Source organism: Arenibacter aquaticus (assembly GCF_003957295.1).
Taxonomy (GTDB): Bacteria; Bacteroidota; Bacteroidia; order Flavobacteriales; family Flavobacteriaceae; genus Arenibacter; species Arenibacter aquaticus.
This window is the reverse complement of sequence record NZ_RQPJ01000001.1, coordinates 200813-220225: the sequence shown is the minus strand read 5'-3', so window position 1 is coordinate 220225 and position 19413 is coordinate 200813. Positions and strand designations below refer to the sequence as shown.

The following is a 19413-nucleotide window of genomic DNA, read 5'->3' as shown; positions in this document are numbered from 1 at the left end:
CATGGGATTAACAGCAGAACAGAAATATTGGAGAAAAAGAATATTTGTGCTCACCTGGTTGGCGTATGCTGGTTTTTACTTCGGCAGAAAGAACCTCTCGGTTACCTGGAGTTCCATGGAGTCCGATTTGGGACTAAATAATACTGATTATGCTTCTATAATTTTTGTGTACAGTCTTGTATATACCATTGGGCAATTTGTTAATGGCTACCTCTCAGATACTTTTGGGCCTAGAAAAGTAGTTACTTTTGGTTTGTTACTGGCTGCCATAGGAAATTTATTTTTGGGCTTGACTTTCTCTACAGGGGTAATCGTGTTTTTAATAGCTGCCAATGGTTATGGTCAATCTACCGGCTGGAGTGGTCTCATTAAAAATATGACGCCTTGGTTTAGACGAACAGAACGTGGAGTGGTGATGTCCTGGTGGTCCAGTTGCTATGTTACTGGCGGTTTTTTGGCCACTATTTTTGCTACCTATGCGGCCTTTGACATGGAATTCCTTTCAGGATTGGGGTGGAAAAGGGGGTTTATTTTTCCTTCATTGATACTGTTTATAATCGCTATGCTCTATTTGTTGTTTACCAGGAATGACCCCCAAGAGGTTGGCCTGCCCAAACTAGTGGAGAGTAAGTATCAGTTTGCCGGTGGCGCAAAAGTAGAAAAGCTTAAGATATTGGGAGCCTTGCTTAGAAATAGTTCCCTATGGATCTATTCCAGTTGTTATATGATCCTAAAAATGACCCGCTATGCCTTCCTTTTTTGGCTACCTATCTATTTGGAGAAGGCGCTTCATTATGGTGTGAGCGATGCAGGATATATGTCCTCGGTTTATGAGCTTATAGGGTTTTTTGGAGTGATCATTGCGGGCTATAGTTCGGATAAAATTTTTGCATCCAATCGCTTTAGCACTGTATCCATTATGATGATAGGCCTTGGGCTGGCCTGTTTGGCCCACCCCTATATGGTTCCTTATGGAAAAATAGCGACGGTCATAAGTATTGCAATTATAGGGATAGCAACCTATGGCCCTGATTCCCTAATTTGTACAGCCGGATCAATGGATGTTGGGGGCACCAAGGGGGCTGCGATGGCAGCTGGGATTATAAACGGAATGGGGTCTATTGGACAAATGTTTTCGGGTTTTATTGTGGTTGCCATAAATGAATATTACGGTTGGAACAGTCTTTTTTACTTTTTCGTAATAATGTCCTTCGTAGGAGGGGGACTGGCGGCCTTAAAATGGAATCAGCAGAGTTCGGAATAGAATATAGCATATGGTGTTGGTTTATAATTTGGGAATCATAGACAACAGGTACTAATGCCGTTTGCAAAAGGTTGCTTGATTTGTTTTCAACTATTATGAGCTCAATTTGCGCTTCCAAAGTTTTTAATAACGCTTGGGTATTTAATAACCATATCCTTCGGTGTCAAATCTTTATATATAACGTTAAATGTTAAACATTTTAAGTTCGAATTTCAAGTTTTTCAGGGAAAGGTTATGCCTCTTTAAAACCGCTATTATAAATGATTATTAACAGTAATACTAATCAGGATTTCAGAAAGTATCAGTGGAGGACTCTCCTTGCGGTAATGTTCTGTTATCTATTTTTCTATACGGGACGACAGAATTTTGGTTGGGCTATTCAAGGAATTTCATTGGAGTTCAATGTAGCCAAACAGTACATCGGATGGGCTGGGGCGGCTATGCTTTGGGCTTATGGTATAGGTCAATTTTTTAATGGCAATTTAGCCGACAAATTTGGATCCCGTCGCATGATAGTCTTGGGGGCTATGTTGTCTGTTCTTATGAATTGGGCTACAAGTTATGCTACGACATATTGGATGGTAGTGGTTTTTTGGGCATTAAATGGTTTCGGTCAATCGTTGGGATGGGCTCCAGGTAGCCGTTTATTGGCTAATTGGTGGGGAGCTAGAGAAAGGGGCAAAGCCTTTGGGTTTTATGTTTTTGCAGCAGGATGTTCCTCCATTCTTATTTATCTGTTGTCTATCATTCTCTTGGATGTTTACGGACTGGATTGGAGATGGCTTTTTAGGCTGCCTGTACTATTATTATTTTTGGGCTGCACCATTTTCTATTTTGTGGTTCGTGACAAACCTGAAGATATGGGTTTCACGCCAATCAAAGAAGATTCAAAAATCATGGTCCCCAAAGATGGAGAAACTTCACTGGAACGATATAAAAATGTACTAAAAAATAAAAGATTCATTTTGGCATGTATCTCAATGGGATTCCAGAATATGGCACGGTATGGTCTCTTGGTATGGGTGCCGCTTTATTACTTGGGGACCGAGTTAAATGGAGCTGCCAATTTATATATTGCATTGGCACTTCCCGGAGGGATGGCTCTAGGAGCAATTTTCTTTGGACAACTATCCGATAGGGTATTCAATTCAAATCGATCCAAACCTATTGCCATATCCATGTTGATGGCTGGCTTTGTGGTTTTATTAATTTATCTGGTTCCCCAAAGAAATTTGATAGAGGGATCATTATTGATGTTTGCTGCCGGCTTTTTAGTTTATGGTCCACGATCCTGTTTTTGGCCATTGAGTCCGGATTTATTGGGGGTAGAGAGATCTGGGACAGGAGCTGGGGTGATGAACGCCTTTGCTTCTACTTTTGCTGGTGCGGGAGAGCCATTTATTGGTTATATGGTAGATGTGACCAAAGAGCAGAATATTGTTTTTGTGATTGCTGCGGTTATGTGTGTTTTCAGTGCAGTGACTATCTTATTTGTTAGACGTTAGTAAAATTGCTTGGCCAATAGATGCCAAAGAATTGTGAAATTAATATGAATTGATTAAAATCAACCAAAATGAAGAAGTATTATTTATTGTTTTCATCCATTTTTATTGGTCTCATCTTCGGCTGTAAAAATATCCAAGAAGTCCCTAAAGATGAAAAATTAACGAAAAGGGTTGTTGCCATTGGTTTGGATGGTATTAGTGTTGATGGTTATATGAAGGCAAAACATCCCAATCTGGACGCCTTAATGGCAGATGGGATATTGTCCTTGACCACTAGGAATGTTATGCCATCCGTGACTTTACCTAATTGGACTTCCCATCTTACCGGAAGTGGGCCAGAACAACATGGAGTATTAAGTAATGGCTGGGAATTGGATAAAATAGTGCTTCCTGCAATAGATACGGATAAGCAGGGGTACTATCCTTCAATCTTTAAAGTTTTAAAAGAGAGTCTGCCAAATGTAAAAACGGCCTTTTATTACAATTGGGCCCAACTCATTAATTCATTCAACAAAAACTATTTTGATGAAGTTGGTTTTGAAGGGAATGATCAATATCAAAAGAATTATTCAAAAGCCTTTGATTTTATACTAAAGAACAAGTTGGATCCAACCATGGTTTTTCTTTATTCTGTACATACCGATCATGCTGGCCATAATTTTGGCTGGATGTCCCCGGAATATATAACATCTATAGAGGAAGTTGATGAATACATTGGTAGGTTTATACAAAAATTAAAGGGTGAAGGTCTTTATAAGGATACTCATTTTATGTTCTTTACGGACCATGGAGGTCTGCCGGAAAAAGGGCATGGGGGTATAACACCTCAGGAATTGGAAGTGCCTTGGGCCATAACAGGACCAGGGATAAGAAGGGGGCAAATTTTAAAAGAACCTAATAATTCGGTCAATACAGCCATGACCATTGCTTACCTTTTTGGCTGTAAGAATGTTCCGCTTTCATGGACCGGGGAAGTGCCGATGTCCATATTTGATACCCAGTAACTATAAGATACCCTTAATGAACATAGAAATATTTTAATGGTACATTTGAGATAAGGCATAGATTAATTTGGAAAATAGAAGCTAAATGAAGATTAATTTGATAAAAAAGACTGATCTGGTCATAATCGGAGGGGGCATATTTGGTTGTGCCATAGCTTATTATTACAGCAAAAACAACCCAGATAAGCAAGTAGTACTTTTGGAGCGTAATGAGCTAAACAACGCAGCTACAAGTAGGGCGGCGGCCCTTATGACTATGGTAAGGTCCAAGCGCTCCTACATCCCGCTAACTATGGAAACTTTTAAGGTGGCCAAGGAAATGGAGAAGGAACTGGGGGAAACCTTGGATTTTAAGGTGGTGGGCATGATGCATGTAGCGGCAAGTGAAGCCAAGGTTAAGGACTTGGAAAAGCTAATGGAAATCGCCAAGGAATACCAACAGGAAGCCTATTATATCAGCAAGGAGGAGGCAAAAAAGAAAGCTCCATGGTTAGAATTGAAAGAGGCCATTAAAATTGGGTATGTTCCCAATGAAGCCTTTTGCGACCCCTATATGTTGGGGACGTTTTTTGCCAGATGCGCCAGGAAGCATGGAGCTGAAATAAATCAAGGTGTTGAGGTGCTTGGCTTATTGAATAAGGCCGGTACAGTGATAGGGGTGAAGACGAGCGAGGGAGAAATACATGCCAGCAAGGTAGTGGATGCAGCGGGTATATGGGCCCCTATACTGGCACGGGAAATAGGTGCGGGAGTCCCCATGGCCCCTGTGCGAAGTCAATATTGGATTACCGAACGCGACGAGAATTTTCCAACAGACTCGCCAATGGTGTTGTTGCCGGATGCCCAAGCATATGCCCGTCCAGAAGGCGGAAGTTTACTTTTCGGGATACGGGAAGGGAAATCATTGGTAGCCTCACCAAAGGATGTTCCAAAAGATATTTCGGATTTCGTTTTTAGTGCGGATGAGGGAATGAACGACCTATTGGAAAATGGGGAGCGTCTGGCGCGTTTTTTTCCGGGATTCTATGATATCGGCATCAAATATTATGTGGCCGGGTTTTCGGGCTACACGCCAGACTCCCAATTGGTGGTAGGAGAGGTGCCGGGAACCAAAGGCTTCCTTGTGGCATCAGGCTGCTGTGGGGCTGGAATTTCGGTGGCAGGTGGAGTAGGGCTTGGAATAGCAGAAATGGCTGCAGATAGGGTGAATCCCTTCGATTTTTCGGAATTCCATATCTCTAGATTTGGCAAAATTGACCCTTTTGAAGAGGAATGGCTCAACAAATGTGCTGCAGCCAGATCCAATAAAGTAAGTGGATAATCAACTATATCATAATGAAACAAGAAAAGAACAACGCTCGCCGTAAATTTATTGCCAACCTTGGCAAGGGGGCTATGGCGATGGGACTAGGAACCAGTAGTTCCTTTGCCTTTACGCCCAAGGACAAGCTATCTACAAAGAAAGAAGTTAAAATTGGATTTATTACCGATGTGCACCACGGATATTGCTCCGATGCCCTAGATCGTTTAGACGTCTTTATAAAAGAAGCTTCATCCCGTAAACTGGATTTTATTATTCAGGGTGGGGATTTCTGCTACGCCACCAAAGAAGCCCAAGAATGTATGGACCTTTGGAATTCTTACAAAGGGGAAAAATATCATGTGTTGGGAAACCATGATATGGATAAGGTGAGCAAAAAAGAAGCCATGGAGTTCTTCGGTATGGAAAAGAACTATTACTCTTTTGATAAGGGCGATTTTCATTTTGTGGTAATGGACGGGAATTATATTCTGAAAGATGGAGAGTATAAGGATTATGGACATGCCAATTTCTATATTGATCAACAAAACAGAAGCTTGGTCAACCCTGAACAAATAGAATGGTTAAAACAGGATTTGGAAAAAACCGACAAGCAGACTATTATTATTTCCCACCAGGCTTTTGATGAGATTTGGGATGGCTGGTCCTCACCAAGTAGGTTTGCGGTTAGAAAAGTAATCAATGATGCCAATAATAGAACCGATTATCAAAAGGTAATTGCTTGTTTCTGTGGTCATCATCATGTAGATGACCATAGTTATATAAATAATGTACATTACTTTCAAATGAACAGTGCTTCCTATTTCTATGTTGGGGACGGTTACGGCTCGGATGGTAGTAAGGCCATGTACAAAGATTCTGTTTTTGCCTTTCTGTCAATTGATCCCTCTGGCCAAATTTCCATAGAAGGGAGGCAAAGTCAGTTTGTAAAACCTACACCAATGGAAAAAGGCCACCCTGATGCCCCAAGGCTCTCGGCATCCATAAGTGACAGGAGTGTTGGTTTTAAGAGTAAAGTTTAAATCTAATAGTAAAAAATTAACCCTAAAAAATGAAACAATTTTTTTATAAGTTGGCCCATGGTACTAAAAGGGCATTGAATAAGTCTACATTAATGCCCTTGTTAAACGGTTCCTTTGAGGTGTTTGGTAAATCTTCAACGTTCATTCCCATTCTAATTGCTTTTTTGGTATCCCATTTGGCCATGTGCCAGCAAGTGGTCTTTCAGATGAATTTTGACGAGCATGATTTTGAGGAAAAAATAATTTCCAGGGATGATGCAATGTATATGGTAGACCTTCAACAATCCCAATTTGTTGAAGGTCTGTCTGGCAAGGCATTGGACCTATCGGCAAATGCTTCTTTAAGAAGACCTTTGAAGCTAGATAAAAGTGGTTTTCCCACCCTTTCGGAGAAAGCCTCCTTTGGGGTTCAGATATGGGTAAAAACCCTGCCCAATGCCAAAATGGGGACGGTGATAATGGGAAACAAAAAAGCTGGAGATCTATCTGCAAAAGGTTGGCAGATATATTCCCAGGAAAATGGAGCTTGGGCACTGAATGTGAGTGACGGGAAGAGTAGCTATGATTACAGGCCAACAGCGGAAAGACAGGGGATCAATGATGGCGACTGGCATCAGATAGCCTTTGGAATCGATCGGGAAAAAAAAGAACTTTGGATATATTTTGATGGTAAGAACGTAGCCATTTATAATATCCCGGGACTTAAGGAGCTGGAATCTGAAATGGCAACAGTCATAGGTGGTACCGATGAAAAATGGGAATACGGGTCCTATGGGCAATGGAATGCCTTCAATGGTTTTTTGGATGATATAAAAGTATGGGAGACAGAACTAGACCCACAAGAGGTAAAGGATCAATATGCCCAGTATTTTCCCAATAAGGTTCAGGAAGATATAAGCTTTAACCCTAAACACCTCAAGGTATTGACCTGGAACATATGGCATGGGGGACATCGATATGGAAAAGAGGTAGGGGTACAGCGTGTTGTGGAGACCATAAAATCTACCAATGCCGATATCATAGGACTCGTGGAAACCTATGGATCCGGTGAAATTATAGCAGATTCACTGGGTTACTATTTTTACCTGATAAGTTCTAACCTGTCCATCATGAGCCGATATCCCATTACCGAGACCATAACCGCCTTTAGACCTTTTAATTTTGGGGGGGCAAAACTTGGGATAGGACCCGGTAAAGAACTTGTTTTTTTTGATACCTGGTTGCATTATTTGCCCGATTATGGCAAGAACATCGTAGAAAATAAAATGAACCCCAAAGCATTGATAAGGGATGAAGCCGATACCCGTCACGGAGAAATAAAGGACATTTTAAGCGAGATATCGTCCTACCTAAGAAAATCGGACGATTCCCCCATAATAATGGTAGGGGATTTTAATATTGGTTCACATCTGGATTGGACCAAGGAAACCAAGGATATTCATTATGGAAAAGTGGTAGAATGGCCCGTGAGTAAGGAAATGGAAGAAGCTGGTTTTGCAGACAGCTATAGACAGCTGCACCTAAACCCACTATTGGACCCAGGCTTTACCTGGACCCCTAGGGCAGCGACCTCATCGGATAAATATGGGTTGCGAGACCGTATAGATTATATTTATTACAAAGGTCGGGATTTGAATCCCATAGAATCCAAGGTAATCAATTATCACCCTATTATGTTTCCTTCAGATCATGCTGGGGTGCTAACAGTCTTTCAGTTAAATTAAATACACTTAAAACATGACTAATTATAAAATTCTACTTCCCATTTTATTGTTTTCCATTAATATTTTTGCCCAAAGGGAAAAGGCACAGAACCTTATATTAATATCTGTAGATGGCTTGCGGTGGCAAGAGGTGTTTCAAGGGGCAGATTCCCTACTGATGAAAGACAAGAAGTATTGGGCATCCACAGAGCAGGAAAGACGTAAAAAATTAATGCCGTTTTTATGGAGTGCCATAGAACAAGAAGGACAGCTTTATGGAAACCGACAGTATGGAAATAAGGTAAGCCTTAGAAATGAATATTGGTTTTCCTATCCGGGTAGAAGCGAGACCTTATGTGGTTATTACGACCCTAAGATAAACTCCAATTCCTATCCCAACAATCCAAATATAAATGTATTGGAGTTTATTAATGCTCAGAAAGGATATGAAGGAAAGGTGGCAACCTTTGCTTCCTGGGATGCCTTGGGCAGAATTTTAAACCGGGATCGCAATGGGATGTTGGTAAATTTGCCGGGTGAGGATGTAAAAGGAAAAAAATTGACCAAAGCCCAAGTGCTGGCCAATGAAATTCAACACTATGTACCCGAATATTTTGGGGAATGTAGACCGGATGCCTTAACTTTTGCCATGACCAAGGCCTATATGCAGGCTAGTCGACCCAAGGTAGTACATATAGACTTTGCAGATCCGGATAACTACGGACATTCCGGGGATTATAATAAATACCTTGATGCGGCCCATTTTATAGATGCTATGATAAGTAGTCTATGGCAAATGATCCAAACAGATCCATTTTACAAAGATAAAACTGCCATATTGGTCTACCCGGACCATGGTAGGGGTATTGGTGATAAGTGGACTTCCCACGGTACTTCAGCTCCCCATTGTGATGAGACCTGGTTAACGGCCCTAGGACCGGGGATAGCCCCTCTAGGTGAGGTGAAGTCTCAGGGGCAAATCTATCAGGATCAAATAGCACAAACAGCAGCAAAATTATTGGGTCTTAATTTTAAGGCAGACCATCCCATAGGGAAACATATAGGTACTATAGCGAAGTAGTTGTACATGATTTGTATAATGTTTTGGCCACAACTTCCTTTTTGATATTGGTTTAACACAGGAATATTTGTTTATTTTTGCTTTTATAGCATCAACAAATGTATTTGTGGTGCGCAATGGACCAATTTCAACAACATGGACGACATACTTATTAATATTGGTAGACAATTAAAATTGGCGCGCCAAAAAAGGGACCTGACATTACAACAAGTGGCAAAAAGAACTGGGGTAAGTGCCGGATTGATTTCTAAAATTGAAAATCTTAGGACCACACCATCCCTGCCCGTGCTATTAAAAATAATGCAGACTTTAAGCATAGATCTGTCAGAGCTGGATTTGTCATCCAATGTTACTGGCGATTATATTGTTGTTAAAAATGGTACAGGAACCAAAGAAGAAAGGGAAGATTCCGTTAATCTGGAATATACCCACTTGTTGTCCAGTCCTTCTTCCGATAGCAGCAGTATTAGGGTGTATATAGTTAGTGTGGCCCCGGCTACCTATCGCAAACCAATTTCTACCAATGCCAATGAATTGATCTATGTTTTAAATGGTAAAGTGAATTACTTGTTGAAAAAGGATCAGGTGACATTGGAAAAGGGTGATTTGCTTTATTTTGATGGCTCTATCCCCCATGGGGTGTCCAATGAGTTTAACGAGGACGCAGTCATGTTAAAAATTTACTTTTTACATTAAGGAAAGATACCGCTTTGGAGCTATAATCCAGCATCTATTAGGTTTGTTCCTGTAGATAGGCGGAACACGACTAAAATTCTTTATGGTCTATGGGAACCCCTTCCCAATTATGGCAGTCTGTCTGCCAGAAAGGGATCTTAAAGGTTGATAATTAATTATTTGTCAGTGTGGTATTGGTCTGGGCTTCTCTAGGGCGTATTTCCTATTTATGTTTAACCTGTTGCATTTTTTCGTATCTTAGGTATACCGGTGCTTTTAGGGGCTGTATAGGTTTTGCCTATGTTAAAGCAATAGTAACAGTTAAACTCTATAGTTAAATCTTGCATTTTGCATCATTTTTGAGCATTATGGAGCGTAAATTAAGTTTAACTAAAAATTTTACATGAAAGTATTAGTAATTGGGGCGGGTAACATGGGATTAACCTATGCGGAGTCTATGTCAAAATCAAAACTTCTTAAAAAAAGAAATTTAATGATTCTGGATAGTTCCCATGAAAAAACAACGTCTTTAAAAAAGATTTCACATTTTGAGGTACATGAAAATTTAGAAGATTGCCTGCCAAAGGCAGATTTAGTTTTTATTGCTGTAAAGCCTTATCACAGCGAGGAACTATTTAAAAAGATGAGGAGCCTTGTCAACGATGGTCAAATTATTATTTCCATCATGGCGGGGGTAACTATAAAAACCATGCAAGATGGCCTAGGAATCCCAAAAGTGGTAAGGGCCATGCCAAACTTGCCAGCGCAAATAGGCAAGGGGGTTACTTCCTACACGGCCTCCGATGAGGTGTCTAGGATAGAATTATTGACTATAGAGAATTTATTGGATACAACAGGAAGGTCTATTTTGGTAAGCTCCGAAAAGTTTATCGATGCCTCTACAGGGATTTCGGGCAGTGGACCGGCCTATGTATTCTATTTTATGCAAAGTATGATGGAAGCAGCTCTAAAAATGGGCTTCTCTTCCAATGACAGTAAGGTTTTGGTAAGCAAAACCTTTGAAGGGGCGGTAGACCTATTTAACCAATCCGATCTTTCGCCAAATTCCTGGATGGACAGAGTGGCTTCCAAAGGAGGGACCACTAGGGCCGCTTTGGATTCCATGGAGGATAATAATGTAAAGGAGCTGATAAAAGAAGCAGCCTACTCCGCATTTAACAGAGCTGTTGAATTAGGTAAAGAAAAATAGGACATGTATAAACAAAGAGTAGTTATAAAAGTAGGTACTAATGTGATGACCAACAAGGACAACAGGATAGTAAAACCTGTACTTGATCATTTGGTACAACAAATAGCCGAATTGTACGAACGAAACATCATGTCAGTTCTTGTCTCCTCCGGATCGGTGATTGCCGGGATGGAAGTGATGGGAGAGTGTCATATTGAAGATAAGGCCACAAGAAGACAAGTGTTTTCAGCTATTGGTCAGCCCAGGATGATGCGCCACTACTATAATATATTTCAGGATTACGGAATGAAATGTGCACAGGTATTGGCCACTAAGCGCGACTTTAACCCGGGTAGTCATCGTGATAATATGGTAAACTGTTATGAAGGACTTTTGGCCGAGGGCGTAGTACCTATTGCCAACGAAGATGATGCCGTTTCCCTGACCCAGTCCATGTTCTCTGATAATGATGAGTTGGCCAGTCTGGTTGCAGAACTGACCCAGGCCGATAAATTGATTATCTTGACCGATACGGACGGACTCTATACCGGGCATCCAGAAGATAAGGATACCGAAGTGATAAAGAACGTAAGCGTAGACCAGAATGTGGAAAAGTATATTAAGACCATAGACAAAGGGGAAGCCGAAGGTAGAGGTGGAATGGGCTCTAAATTAAATATTGCCAAACAAACTGCTTCCAAAAATATCCCCACCTTTATTGCCAACGGAAAAAGAAAACGGGTTATATTGGACATTGTGGAAGGTAAGAGCGTAGGTACCATGATTACGGTGTAAAGCGCAGAACAAAAAAAGAAACGAATGAAGTTATTAAATACAGAAACAAAAAATAAAGTACTGCAATCCATGATGAGTATATTGGATAGCAGAAAAGCTGAGATTATAGCAGCCAATAAAAAAGATCTCGACCTTTTTGATAAGGAGGATCGTGCCATGTATGATCGACTCATAGTAGATGAGAAAAAGGTAGACGGGATGATAGCCTCTATTCAAGAGGTTATGGTGCAAGAAGACCCTGTGGGCAAGATAAAGTCTAACAAGGCTTTGGAAAACGGGCTTAAAATTGAAAATAAGACAGCCCCATTTGGTACCATAATGATCATTTATGAATCTAGACCGGATGTAACCATAGAAGCAGCCGTTTTGGCCTTCAAGGCCAATAACAAGATATTGTTAAAAGGAGGAAAGGAAGCCATACACAGTAACCTTGTCCTGGAATCTTGCTGGCATCAGGCCCTTGAGGAAAACAATCTGGATAACAGTTGGATAAGGCTTATGCATATGAATAGGCAGGAAACACAGGAGTTTTTGAGAAATCCAACAGAAAAATTAGACCTGATCGTTCCGCGAGGAGGGGAACGCCTCATCGCTTTTGTTAAGGAACATGCCAAATGTGCCGTTTTGGTCAGTGGTCGTGGGAATAATTTCCTATATGTTGCCAAAGATGCGGATTGGGCACAGAGCCTAGAAGTTATTCTTAATGCCAAGACCGATAAAATTTCGGCTTGTAACGCATTGGATAAAATTTTGGTTGATGTTAATATAGACGACTATCCGGCCAAGTTAAAGGAACTGCAAAGTATCCTTGAGGATAAGGGAGTCTCTGTTTTGGTAGACAACAAGGTTGCCAAAGTATTGACCAATTGCCCAGTCATTGAAGACGATGCCATTTGGTACGAAGAGTTTCTTGCCATGAAGTGCGTTGTAGGTGCTGCAGAGGACCTAAATGATGCCGTGCAAAAGATAAATACCTATTCCGGAGGGCATTCGGCCACCATCATGACGCGGAACAATGAGTTGGCATTGGAATTTATGGACCAGGTAGACAGTGCCGCTGTATACCATAATGCCTCCACCCGTTTTACAGACGGAGGACAAATGGGGGTTGGAGCCGAGCTGGCCATTAGTACAGACAAATTGCACCATAGAGGACCATTGGGCTTGGAACAATTGGTGACCAATAAATACTACGTTTTTGGCGAAGGACAGGTGAGGGTGTAAAAGTTCTTTTGCCTTCCTAGGCCAAGGCTTGGATTATAAAACGGCAGTACCATGCATCATATGATGTTGCGGTACTGCCGTTTTTGCATTGGAATAGATGCCATATATGGTAGATAGGGGTTAGTTTAAGGTAAATAATGTCTATTCTCACCAGCCGACAAGGCTAGGTAAAATAGACATTATTTAAAATTGATTAAATAAGGTGTTCCTTATTCCGTAGATAGCGAATAGGGGAAATCTGCCGTATTGGTACCCCTATTTTTATTGGGAGTTTGTGTCATCTCAAAATGTAAAACCGCACCTTTCATCAACTCCTGATGGCTTAACCAATTCTTGGAATACGGTTTGCCGTTTACCTTTAGCTCCTGTACATATTTATTGCTGTCACTGTTATTGGGAGCGCTAATGACAATTTCCTTGCCATTTTCCAGACTTAGGGTGGTTTTTTGAAATAGGGGCGTACCTAGTACATATTGGTCCGTTCCTGGGCAAACAGGATAGAACCCCAAGGCCGAGAATACATACCATGCAGAAGTCTGTCCGTTATCCTCATCCCCGCAATAGCCGTCCGGGGCAGGAGTATACATGCGATTCATGGTTTCCCTCACCCAATATTGTGTTTTCCAAGGTTGTCCGGCATAATTGTAGAGGTAGGGCATGTGTTGTATGGGTTGGTTGCCATGGGCGTATTGCCCCATATTGGCTACTTGCATTTCACGTATTTCGTGGATTATAAAGCCGTAATAACTCTCGTCAAAAATTGGGGGAAGGGAAAAGACCTCGTCCAATTTGGCGGCAAAGGCCTCATGGCCACCCATAAGATTGGCAAGTCCCTCTATATCGTGAAAAACAGACCATGTATAGTGCCAGCTATTTCCTTCTGTAAAGGCATCTCCCCATTTAAAGGGGTTAAAAGGTTCCATAAATTCCCCATTTTCATTTTTTCCGCGCATTAATTTGGTTTCCGGGTCAAATAGATTTTTGTAATTGAGACTTCTTTTTTTATATAATTTGATGTCCTTTTTTGGTTTGTTCAAGGCCTTAGCAAGTTGATAAATAGTAAAATCATCATAGGCATATTCCAAGGTTCTAGCGGCATTTTCATTGATGCCCACATCATAGGGCACATATCCCAATTTGTTGTAGTAATTGGCACCGGCCCTACCTACAGCGGTCAGGGGTCCTGCATTGTTGGCACCATGGATAAGTGCCTTATATAAGGTCTCTATGTCATATTCATGGCTTTTGCCACTTTTTAGATAGGCGTCTGCCACCACCGAGGCAGAATTGTTGCCCACCATAACATTTCGCAATCCCGGACTTCCCCATTCGGGCAGCCATCCACCTTCTTTATAAGCATTGGCCAGTCCTTCCTGAATTTGAGCATTGAGTTCAGGATACATTAGGTTAAGGAAGGGAAACAAGGCCCTAAAAGTATCCCAAAAACCCGTATCGGTAAACATATAACCTGGCAGTACCTCCCCATTATAGGGGCTATAGTGCAGTACATTTCCATTTAGATCGTACTCAAAGAACTTTCGGGGAAACAAAAGGGAGCGGTAAAGGCAAGAGTAAAAGGTCCTAAATTGATCTATGGTTCCTCCCTCAATTTTAATTCTACCCAGTTCACGGTTCCATGCATCGCGCCCCTTTTCTTTTACGGTGTCAAAACTATCAGTGCCCAGTTCTTTCAAATTTAGTTCCGCCTGTGCTATGCTGATAAAGGAAGAAGCTACTTTGGCCGTGACCACCTCACCTTTTTTTGTGCTAAAACTTACAATGGCCCCGGTATGATCAGATTTTATCTCCTGTTTATGGATAAGTTGTTTCCCGTCGAAGGCATTGGAAGCATCAAATTCTTTGTCGAAAATCACAACAAAATAATTTTTGAAATTATCGGGTACTCCACCACTGTTCTTGGTGGTGTAGCCTATGATCTTTCGCTCTTCCGGAATTATTTTTATGTAAGAACCCTTGTCCAAGGCATCTAGTACCACATGGGTGCTATCACTTTCAGGAAAAGTAAATCGGAACATAGCTGCTCGCTCGGTAGGGGTAATTTCGGTGGTAATGTCGTGATCTGCCAGGTAAACACTGTAATAATAGGGTTTTGCTACCTCGGATTTGTGGCTGAACCAACTGGCTCTCTCGTCTTCATTGAAGCGCAATTTGCCAGTGATGGGCATTATGGCAAATTGTCCATAATCGTTCATCCATGGTGAGGGTTGGTGGGTCTGCTTAAACCCCCTTAGTTTATCGGCTGCATAGGTATAGGCCCAACCATCTCCCATTTTTCCCGTTTGTGGAGTCCAGAAATTCATGCCCCAGGGCATGGCTATAGCTGGATAGGTATTGCCATTGCTCATACTGGGTTTGGAATCCGTTCCCATTAAGGGGCTTACATAGTCTACAGGTTCCTGACTGCTTATTACCCAAGTAATAAGAAGAAATAACGATAAAATTTGATTTCGTTTGCTGATAGTTTTAATCATGTTGAGTTAATTGTGATCAATTTGACGCAGAAATACGCCTCATTTTTCGTGTTCTATTAGTTTGAGTTTTGAGGAGCAAAATTAACGCATTTGACCTAAGTGCTAAAATTATGGATGGAAATTCATTTCAATGCGAAAAACAGGGGCCATGGTGACGAATTTGGTCCTAATTGAAGTATGGCTACAATTTTGTACCTTATCTTTGAAGGGTATTGGTGCAGTAACAGGCAAGCTATTGGCATGGATGGAGCACCTAAATTAAGGATGGAATAAAAAAAGAATAAGGCACATATGGAAAGGAATGAATTATATCCTGTTTTTTTAAAGGTTTCACAGCTAAATATTCTCATCGTGGGAGGGGGTAACGTTGGTTTGGAAAAGCTCACCTTTATGTTAAAATCCAGTCCCCATGCACAGGTAGAGATGGTTGCGCCACAATTTTTGGAGGAGACCTTGGCCTTGGCCAAAAAACACAATGTAAAAATTACCAAGGACAGCTATAATAAGTCCTACCTGCAAGGGCGTCATATGGTAATTGCCACCACGGACCAGGTCAGCGTTAATGAGCAGGTTTATCAGGACTGTCGTGAGCAACAAATTCTGGTCAACGTAGCCGACAATCCTCCCTTTTGTGATTTTTATATGGGCGGCATAGTTACCAAGGGTAATGTTAAAGTGGCCATTTCTACCAATGGAAAATCGCCCACCACCGCTAAACGTCTGAGGCAATTTTTTGAGGACGTAATTCCAGAGAATATAGATGATCTGGTACAGAACTTAAACGAATTCCGAAAGACCATAAAAGGTGACTTTGAGGAGAAAGTGGAAACGCTGAACGAGTTTACCAAGGGATTGGTAGGCAAGAAAAAGGAATAACTTATTGTTACAACAGCTGTTTCTAGACACTGATTTTCAACCATGGTGCAGACTAACCCCACAATATTTTACGAAAACCTTTTCGAACACCGCCTTACCATTATTTTTTAATACGTAAACAATTGGTTATTAGGTAATTGTGTGGTTTTTGCTGTTGCTTCTTATTAGGGGGGTATGCTATTCCTTTTATTGTTACGGAACTTATATTACGGTCTGTCATAGGTATTTTAATATATTTGATTGGATCTTCCAGGATTTTTATATTGGAAATATATCCTCTAAAAAATTGTGATATATGTATTATTTGGGATTGGATATTGGCAGCTCCTCAATAAAAGTTGCCTTGGTAGAAGTGGCTACCGGAAAAAGTGTAGGGGTTGTGCAAGAGCCGGAAACGGAAATGGAAATGCTGGCCGTAAAAAATGGTTGGGCAGAACAGGACCCCAAGGATTGGTGGAAACATGTCTGCAACGGAATAAAAAAGATTAAAGAAAAATTTGATATAGACCAAAACCAAATTGTGGGTATAGGCATTGCCTATCAGATGCATGGCCTGGTCTTATTGGATAAGGAAGGAGAACCCGTAAGGAAGTCCATTATCTGGTGCGATAGTAGGGCTGTGGAAATAGGAAACGAGGCTTATTACGCCATTGGTGAGGAGGAGTGCAAGTCACATTTACTAAATTCACCTGCCAATTTTACCGCCTCAAAATTAAAATGGGTCAAGGAGAACGAACCAGAGGTATATAACAAGGCAAAGACTATGATGTTACCGGGAGATTATGTGGCCTATCGTTTTTCACAGCTTATGAATACCACTATATCGGGTTTGTCAGAGGGTATACTTTGGGATTTTAAACAGGATTCGGTTGCAGATTTACTCTTGGATCATTACGGTATTTCCAAGTCTTTTATTCCTGAACTGGTGGAAACCTTTGGCTTACAGTCCAAGGTTGATGTCCAGGGAGCAGAAGAAAGTGGCTTGGCCGTTGGTACCCCTATATTTTATAGGGCTGGGGATCAGCCCAACAATGCACTGGCGCTTAATGTTTTTAATCCGGGGGAAGTGGCTGCTACTGGAGGTACCTCCGGTGTGGTCTATGCGGTAACCAAAACCTTATCGGGCAAGGAGAGTACAAGGGTGAATAATTTTGCACATGTCAACTACACCAAACAGACCCCAAGAATTGGAAAATTGTTGAATATAAATGGGGCGGGAATCCAGTATAGGTGGCTATTGAACAATTTGGACGTTGGCTCCTATGAGGAAATGAACAATTTGGCTTCGGAAATTTCCGTTGGCTCGGATGGGGTTTGCCTTATTCCTTTTGGTAATGGAGCGGAACGCATGTTGAACAATAAGGATATTGGGACTAGATTGGTAAATGTAAACCTTAACAACCATAACAAGACCCATATTTGTAGGGCTGCCTTGGAAGGGATCGCTTTTTCCTTTGTATATGGGATGGAAATATTAAAATCCGATGGTATTGGTATTGATGTTATGCGTGCTGGAAATGACAACCTGTTTAGGTCCGATATTTTTGCCAATACCATTGCAACACTTATGTCCCAGGACATTGAAATTTACAATACTACAGGGGCTATTGGTGCGGCTCGCGCCGCAGGGATATATGAGGGCGGTTTTGAAAAATTTGGAGCATATATAACGAACAATGATCATGTAAAGACCTTTAAACCCTTAGGGGATAAGGAAAGCTATCTAAGGGCATATGAAAATTGGAAAAAAGAATTGGAACTAACTATAAATTAAACATAATAAACAAATGGCTTTAATAGGAGACAAAGAATACTTCAAGGGTATTGGAGAAATTAAATTTGAGGGAAAGGAATCGGATAACCCGCTAGCCTTTAAATACTATAATCCAGATCAGGTGGTGGCAGGTAAAACAATGCGGGAGCATTTTAAGTTTGCCATTGCCTACTGGCATACTTTCTGTGGACAGGGATCAGATCCTTTTGGGCCCGGTACCCAAAATTTTGAGTGGGACCAAGCTTCGGACCCAATTCAGGCGGCCAAGGATAAGGCCGATGCGGCTTTTGAGTTCATCAGCAAAATGGGCTTTGATTATTTTTGTTTTCACGATTTTGATCTTGTACAGGAAGCAGGTTCTTTTGCCGAGTCGGAAAAGCGCCTTGCCACTATAACCGACTACATTAAGGAAAAGAAGGCCGAATCTGGTATTAAATTGCTTTGGGGAACGGCCAATTGCTTCTCCAATCCCCGATATATGAATGGTGCGGCTACCAATCCTGATTTTAATGTGTTGGCCCGTGCAGGCGGTCAAATTAAATTGGCTTTGGATGCCACTATGGCCCTAGATGGGGAGAATTACGTGTTCTGGGGAGGACGTGAAGGCTATATGTCCCTGTTGAATACCGATATGGGGAGAGAATTGGATCATATGGCTCAATTTTTGGCCACGGCCAGGGATTACGCCAGAGGACAAGGGTTTAAAGGGACATTCTTTATAGAGCCCAAGCCTATGGAGCCTACTAAACACCAGTATGATTTTGATACGGCAACAGCCATTGGGTTTTTGCGTGAATACGGTCTGGAAAAAGATTTTAAAATTAATATAGAAGTAAATCACGCTACCTTGGCACAGCACACTTTTCAACATGAATTGGCCGTAGCGGCCAAAGCCGGTATGCTAGGTAGTATTGATGCCAATAGGGGGGATTATCAAAATGGATGGGATACAGACCAGTTTCCAAATAACATCCAAGAGACCACTGAAGCCATGTTGGTATTCCTAAAAGCTGGCGGACTCCAAGGAGGAGGTGTGAATTTTGACGCCAAAATTAGAAGAAACTCTACCGATATGGACGATGTTTTCCATGCCCATATTGGAGGAGCCGATACCTTTGCCAGAGCCTTGCTAACGGCCGACAAGATTATATCGTCCTCTGCTTATGAAAAAATGGTACAGGAGAGATATAGTTCTTTTGACTCCGGTAGGGGGAAAGACTTTGAGAACGGAAAACTCAATTTGGAGGATCTGTATAAAATAGCACAGGAAAACGGGGAGTTGAAACTTCAGAGTGGGAAACAGGAGCTATTCGAGAATATCATCAACCAATATATTTAGTGCTTATAAAATGACCGTGATGGTATCATAGCACAAAAAATATTTTTAACTTACGGACTTCTATTGTTAGAGGGCCAAAGGATTTTGCCAGCAGGCCATATCCCTGTCCGAATAGGAACAGGAATGTGGCCTGCTTTGTTCTATCCGAT

Annotated in this window: 14 protein-coding genes and 1 pseudogene; 14 read left to right on the top strand and 1 reads right to left on the bottom strand. The window is 41.4% G+C overall.

All coding sequences use genetic code 11. The annotated features are described in order from the left end of the window. Position 1 precedes the first annotated feature (1 nt). From EHW67_RS00900 to EHW67_RS00850, 11 genes and pseudogenes are all read left to right on the top strand, one after another. Positions 2-1264: an MFS transporter gene (locus EHW67_RS00900; protein ID WP_126160459.1), complete on the top strand. Its 1263-nt coding sequence runs from the start codon at positions 2-4 to the stop codon at positions 1262-1264. 260 nt (positions 1265-1524) lie between these two features. Beyond that, on the top strand, positions 1525-2769 hold the full coding sequence (locus tag EHW67_RS00895; protein WP_126160458.1) for an MFS transporter: 1245 nt from the start codon (positions 1525-1527) through the stop codon (positions 2767-2769). A gap of 68 nt (positions 2770-2837) precedes the next feature. Continuing rightward, on the top strand, positions 2838-3773 hold the full coding sequence (locus tag EHW67_RS00890) for an alkaline phosphatase family protein (RefSeq protein ID WP_126160457.1): 936 nt from the start codon (positions 2838-2840) through the stop codon (positions 3771-3773). An 85-nt stretch (positions 3774-3858) separates the two neighbouring features. After that, complete coding sequence (locus EHW67_RS00885) at positions 3859-5094, top strand: NAD(P)/FAD-dependent oxidoreductase (RefSeq protein ID WP_126160456.1); 1236 nt, start codon at positions 3859-3861, stop codon at positions 5092-5094. A gap of 14 nt (positions 5095-5108) precedes the next feature. Next, on the top strand, positions 5109-6116 hold the full coding sequence (locus EHW67_RS00880; RefSeq protein ID WP_126160455.1) for a metallophosphoesterase family protein: 1008 nt from the start codon (positions 5109-5111) through the stop codon (positions 6114-6116). Positions 6117-6145: 29 nt separating this feature from the next. Continuing rightward, positions 6146-7840 (top strand): endonuclease/exonuclease/phosphatase family protein, encoded by a 1695-nt coding sequence (locus EHW67_RS00875; RefSeq protein WP_126160454.1) that lies wholly within the window; start codon positions 6146-6148, stop codon positions 7838-7840. A 13-nt stretch (positions 7841-7853) separates the two neighbouring features. Beyond that, a complete protein-coding gene (locus EHW67_RS00870; protein ID WP_126160453.1) occupies positions 7854-8900 on the top strand; it encodes an alkaline phosphatase family protein in 1047 nt (348 codons plus the stop codon). A 135-nt stretch (positions 8901-9035) separates the two neighbouring features. Next, positions 9036-9596, top strand: a complete 561-nt coding sequence (locus EHW67_RS00865) for a helix-turn-helix domain-containing protein (protein ID WP_126160452.1) — start codon at positions 9036-9038, stop codon at positions 9594-9596. A 382-nt stretch (positions 9597-9978) separates the two neighbouring features. Next, positions 9979-10785, top strand: coding sequence for a pyrroline-5-carboxylate reductase (gene proC / locus EHW67_RS00860; RefSeq protein WP_126160451.1), 807 nt, complete (start codon positions 9979-9981; stop codon positions 10783-10785). A gap of 3 nt (positions 10786-10788) precedes the next feature. Further along, a complete protein-coding gene (proB, locus tag EHW67_RS00855; RefSeq protein WP_126160450.1) occupies positions 10789-11559 on the top strand; it encodes a glutamate 5-kinase in 771 nt (256 codons plus the stop codon). Positions 11560-11574: 15 nt separating this feature from the next. Beyond that, positions 11575-12783, top strand: a pseudogene (locus EHW67_RS00850) (glutamate-5-semialdehyde dehydrogenase); the annotation flags it as partial. A gap of 209 nt (positions 12784-12992) precedes the next feature. On the opposite strand, the gene EHW67_RS00845 reads toward EHW67_RS00850, so the two are convergent. Further along, complete coding sequence (locus EHW67_RS00845; protein ID WP_126160448.1) at positions 12993-15275, bottom strand: GH92 family glycosyl hydrolase; 2283 nt, start codon at positions 15273-15275, stop codon at positions 12993-12995. Positions 15276-15566: 291 nt separating this feature from the next. Here EHW67_RS00845 and EHW67_RS00840 point away from each other — a divergent pair, with 291 nt between their 5' ends. The 3 genes from EHW67_RS00840 to xylA all read left to right on the top strand — a co-directional run bounded on the left by EHW67_RS00840 (position 15567) and on the right by xylA (position 19264). Next, a complete protein-coding gene (locus tag EHW67_RS00840; protein ID WP_126160447.1) occupies positions 15567-16151 on the top strand; it encodes a precorrin-2 dehydrogenase/sirohydrochlorin ferrochelatase family protein in 585 nt (194 codons plus the stop codon). Positions 16152-16446: 295 nt separating this feature from the next. Then, positions 16447-17925 carry a xylulokinase gene (locus EHW67_RS00835; protein WP_126160446.1) on the top strand — a complete coding sequence of 493 codons (1479 nt, stop codon included), beginning with the start codon at positions 16447-16449 and terminating at the stop codon, positions 17923-17925. A gap of 13 nt (positions 17926-17938) precedes the next feature. Further along, positions 17939-19264, top strand: coding sequence for a xylose isomerase (gene xylA, locus EHW67_RS00830; RefSeq protein WP_126160445.1), 1326 nt, complete (start codon positions 17939-17941; stop codon positions 19262-19264). Positions 19265-19413: the final 149 nt, after the last annotated feature.

Excerpts from the sequence above, each read along its gene's own strand:
- EHW67_RS00880 (WP_126160455.1), top strand. The coding sequence starts at position 5,109 with ATGAAACAAGAAAAGAACAACGCTCGCCGTAAATTTATTGCCAACCTT.
- proB (WP_126160450.1), top strand. The coding sequence starts at position 10,789 with ATGTATAAACAAAGAGTAGTTATAAAAGTAGGTACTAATGTGATGACC.
- EHW67_RS00895 (WP_126160458.1), top strand. The coding sequence starts at position 1,525 with ATGATTATTAACAGTAATACTAATCAGGATTTCAGAAAGTATCAGTGG.
- proC (WP_126160451.1), top strand. The coding sequence starts at position 9,979 with ATGAAAGTATTAGTAATTGGGGCGGGTAACATGGGATTAACCTATGCG.
- EHW67_RS00890 (WP_126160457.1), top strand. The coding sequence starts at position 2,838 with ATGAAGAAGTATTATTTATTGTTTTCATCCATTTTTATTGGTCTCATC.
- xylA (WP_126160445.1), top strand. The coding sequence starts at position 17,939 with ATGGCTTTAATAGGAGACAAAGAATACTTCAAGGGTATTGGAGAAATT.
- EHW67_RS00840 (WP_126160447.1), top strand. The coding sequence starts at position 15,567 with ATGGAAAGGAATGAATTATATCCTGTTTTTTTAAAGGTTTCACAGCTA.
- EHW67_RS00870 (WP_126160453.1), top strand. The coding sequence starts at position 7,854 with ATGACTAATTATAAAATTCTACTTCCCATTTTATTGTTTTCCATTAAT.
- EHW67_RS00885 (WP_126160456.1), top strand. The coding sequence starts at position 3,859 with ATGAAGATTAATTTGATAAAAAAGACTGATCTGGTCATAATCGGAGGG.
- EHW67_RS00900 (WP_126160459.1), top strand. The coding sequence starts at position 2 with ATGGGATTAACAGCAGAACAGAAATATTGGAGAAAAAGAATATTTGTG.
- EHW67_RS00835 (WP_126160446.1), top strand. The coding sequence starts at position 16,447 with ATGTATTATTTGGGATTGGATATTGGCAGCTCCTCAATAAAAGTTGCC.
- EHW67_RS00875 (WP_126160454.1), top strand. The coding sequence starts at position 6,146 with ATGAAACAATTTTTTTATAAGTTGGCCCATGGTACTAAAAGGGCATTG.
- EHW67_RS00865 (WP_126160452.1), top strand. The coding sequence starts at position 9,036 with ATGGACGACATACTTATTAATATTGGTAGACAATTAAAATTGGCGCGC.
- EHW67_RS00845 (WP_126160448.1), bottom strand. The coding sequence starts at position 15,275 with ATGATTAAAACTATCAGCAAACGAAATCAAATTTTATCGTTATTTCTT.